Origin of the sequence: Microcystis sp. M_QC_C_20170808_M9Col, assembly GCF_007095495.1 — a bacterium.
GTDB lineage: Bacteria > Cyanobacteriota > Cyanobacteriia > Cyanobacteriales > Microcystaceae > Microcystis > Microcystis aeruginosa.
On record NZ_SFBZ01000129.1, the window covers coordinates 1 to 3,344 of the forward strand.

Consider the following 3,344-nt stretch of genomic DNA (forward strand, 5'->3'; position numbering starts at 1 on the left):
TTTCAGGGAAAAAGTCCCTGAATTTCCCCCTGATCACTCCCATATCTGGTACTTTTTGAGGGGAAAAAAGTCCAAAAGTCTTATCCAACAAGGTTTTTAGATTTATTCAGCAAGCCCTAGTTACTTAGTATGGTTCGATAGGGGGGCATAAATCGACTAAATCCTTATCTGGCAAAAGATTTAATTGATTAGTTCGCTCTAGATAGAAAACAATTAACAAAAATCGCCAAATGTCTTTCTCTATAAGAGTTTCATTCCTTATAACCCTGTACGTTGCATAAGACAAACCGAACAACCACAAAATGCAGCAGTTAAGATAGCCAAGAAACCTGTCCACTGACGGCAAGGGCCTATATTGTACCTTGACGAGAGGTCAGCACTCGGTAGTGCGCGGATTGTGTTATGATTCTGGCCAAGCAATCAAGGGATTTGAAAAGGAGTAACACCATGAGTCTATCTTCAGAAGCCTATCGCCAAGCCCTCGTGCGGGATGGAGAACGGCGCTATCAGGAATGGCACCAAAATTATCACAACCAATGCCGTCAATCAACGGCTGAATACCAAGCTCGTTCTGCCCAACAACGCCCAACAAAGCCTTGGATTTCCTCGGAAGCCTACCGTCAATTTTTAGTCAAAGATGGGGAACGGCGCTTTGCGGAATGGCATGGCCAGTTTTTAGACTATCAACGACAATTTCTGTCCCGTCAATCCACCTAAACGGATGTCAACAAATCCGCATTACAGCAATCTCTGAAAATAGTGGCCAGAGTCCCCGAAAAAATAGCTAATACCAATTTTCAATAGTCCTGGCAGGCATTCTACCACCCCCCCTTGCCCCACCCGAAGTCGGGTAGGCAAGGGGGGGTATCGCATCTCAAAAGCTATTGACAATCGGCTAATTTTGTGATACGTGTGGGCATTTCAAGTGATACCAGTCAATCAAAATAGTTACGAAATCTTAACATTTAGTCGATTTTTGTTTAACAGTTGAGATGAGAAATTCTACTCAAGTATGCCTGGATCGCCCTCTGGGTAAGCAAATCACACGAGGTTCATTTTGTCAAGGGTTGTTAAGATGTGTTTACCTTACCATGTTGCTTATTCGGTATGAACTGTGTAATATACTTATTACTCTCGGCTCGCAGATCACTATAGATGGTGTTTTGACAACGGATAAAACCTACCCGAAGTCGAATTAGTTCAACTTACGCCAGTACAGGCAGTGGGTGGCTTAATCCAAAAACACCATATGTGGAAAATGAGCGAACCGTCAGTTTATCAATAAAAATAATTGGCTCAAATCAATCCTTAAACCTCTAGCTTGATCATGACTTTTCTGATAAGTATCTCTTTATGGCTCGTGGAGGGCCTGCTCAAATATCAGCCTAGCACGGAGCAAAATCCCCCCACTGGTTTGCCTGTATTTACTTGTCCTAGTTGTGGTTCTCACCATACTATTAAGAACGGTTATATTCCTAAGGGGAAACCCAAACGTCACTGTCAAGAATGTGGTCAACCGTTTGTGATCAATCCCACTAATAAAACTATCTCTCCCGATACCAAGACAATTAATCGATAAACTCTTGCTCGAACGAATTTCCTGACGAGGAATTGCCAGAGTAACAGGGGTAAATTGGTCATGTTTACAAAATTATGTCAACAATAGACTAGCGGCTGTACCCCGTCAAGTAAAGGTTTCGGACAAACCAAAAGGTAAATTGCTCATAGAATGTGATGAGATGTCCCCTTTTGTTTTTTCTAAGACGATAAAGGTCTATATTTGGCGGTTAATTGATAGAAAGACAAGGGAACTTATTGGTGGCCATTTAGGATATAGGAGCCGCCAATCAGCTAAAAAACCTTGGCCAAGTTTACCCAGTGTTTACCGACAATGTGCTGTTACTTACACTCATTTTTGGGAGTCCTATAAGACAGTAATTCCGAGTAAACGTCATCGAGAGGTAGAGCCAAGAAACTGGTCAAAGTAATCCCCTTGGAAGACTTAATAATACCTTTCGACCAAGGATTTCTCTGCTGGTGAGAGAGAGCCTATCTTTCTCTAAAAAAATGGAGAATCACCTTGGGGAGTCCTTTGGTATTTTATCCATGACTACAATCCACAGCAAAGCAAAGCATTAAGGCTCCATCACCACTACCGAATCACCACCCAGAAAAATCAAAAGGCAAATTAGTCATAAGTACCTAAGCAAAATTAATTACACATATCTAACCACCTCTTGCCTCTTGCCTTTTGCCTTTTGCCTATCTTCACTAGGAAATTTATTTTGCACGACTACTTAGAGTGTGATGAAATGTAGTCATTGGTTTTTTTTAAGACGATAAAGGTTTATATTTGGCGGTTAATTGATAGAAAGACAGGGGAAATTATTGGCGGCTATGCGCGGAGATAGGAGTCGCCAATCAGCCAAAAAACTTTGGGGTCAGTTTACCCGGTGTTTACCGACAATGTGCTGTTACTTACACTGATTTTTGGAAGTCATATAAGACAGTAATTCCGAGTAAACGTCATCGAGAGGTAGAGCCAAGAAACTGGTCAAACTAATCCCATTGTAAAGACTTAATAATACCTTTCGACCAAGGATTTCTCTGTTGGCGAGAGAGAATCTATCTTTCTCTAAAAAAATGGAGAATCACCTTGGCGCTGCTTGGTATTTTATCCATGACTACAATGGGCAGCAAGGCAAAGCATTAACGATCCATAACTACTAGAGAACCATCACCAGAAATTTTTGTCAAGTAAAAATCGTACCAAATTTATAAGATCACATTTTATTCTCTTTGCAACTTCAATCTAATTCAATCTAAAAATCGAGAAAAAAGCAAAACCGTCCATCGTACCATAAAAAAATTATGCAATAGGTCTAATGTATCGGACTTATCTGAGAAATGATTACACACTTCTTAACGAAAAAAATGAGAAATCCCTACACACTTCTTAACAAAAAAATCTAACTTAGGTATTGACAACGACAAAACAAGGGTGTTATCTTTAAAATTGCGGAAGTGATGAAGGCAGAAAAACAAAATGGATTTCTGAATCCTTCATGATTTCAGCACTGTACACCTTCTATGAAAACAACAAAAAGGTCTATTACCATGGCAGTTGAAAAAACTAACTCTTCCTCTAGCTTGGCTGAAGTTATTGATCGTATCCTTGACAAAGGTATCGTTATTGATGCCTGGGCTCGCGTCTCTCTGGTGGGAATCGAATTATTAGCGATTGAAGCTCGTGTAGTTATCGCTTCGGTTGAAACCTACCTCAAATATGCTGAAGCCGTTGGTCTGACTCAATCTGCAGCGGTTCCTGCTTAAGGATTGATCCC

2 protein-coding genes and 2 pseudogenes are annotated in these 3,344 nt (G+C 40.6%); all 4 read left to right on the forward strand.

The genetic code is table 11. The features are described 5' to 3' along the window. Positions 1-447 precede the first annotated feature (447 nt). The 4 genes and pseudogenes from EWV68_RS07870 (at position 448) to gvpA (ending at position 3,333) form a co-directional block, all read left to right on the forward strand. Complete coding sequence (locus EWV68_RS07870) at positions 448-717, forward strand: hypothetical protein (RefSeq protein WP_002799535.1); 270 nt, start codon at positions 448-450, stop codon at positions 715-717. 610 nt (positions 718-1,327) lie between these two features. Continuing rightward, a pseudogene (locus EWV68_RS07875) lies at positions 1,328-1,988 on the forward strand (IS1/IS1595 family N-terminal zinc-binding domain-containing protein). Positions 1,989-2,297: 309 nt separating this feature from the next. Then, a pseudogene (locus EWV68_RS07880) lies at positions 2,298-2,563 on the forward strand (ISNCY family transposase); the annotation flags it as partial. A 527-nt stretch (positions 2,564-3,090) separates the two neighbouring features. Continuing rightward, positions 3,091-3,333 (forward strand): gas vesicle structural protein GvpA, encoded by a 243-nt coding sequence (gvpA, locus tag EWV68_RS07885; protein WP_425311603.1) that lies wholly within the window; start codon positions 3,091-3,093, stop codon positions 3,331-3,333. The last annotated feature ends 11 nt before the right edge of the window (positions 3,334-3,344 follow it).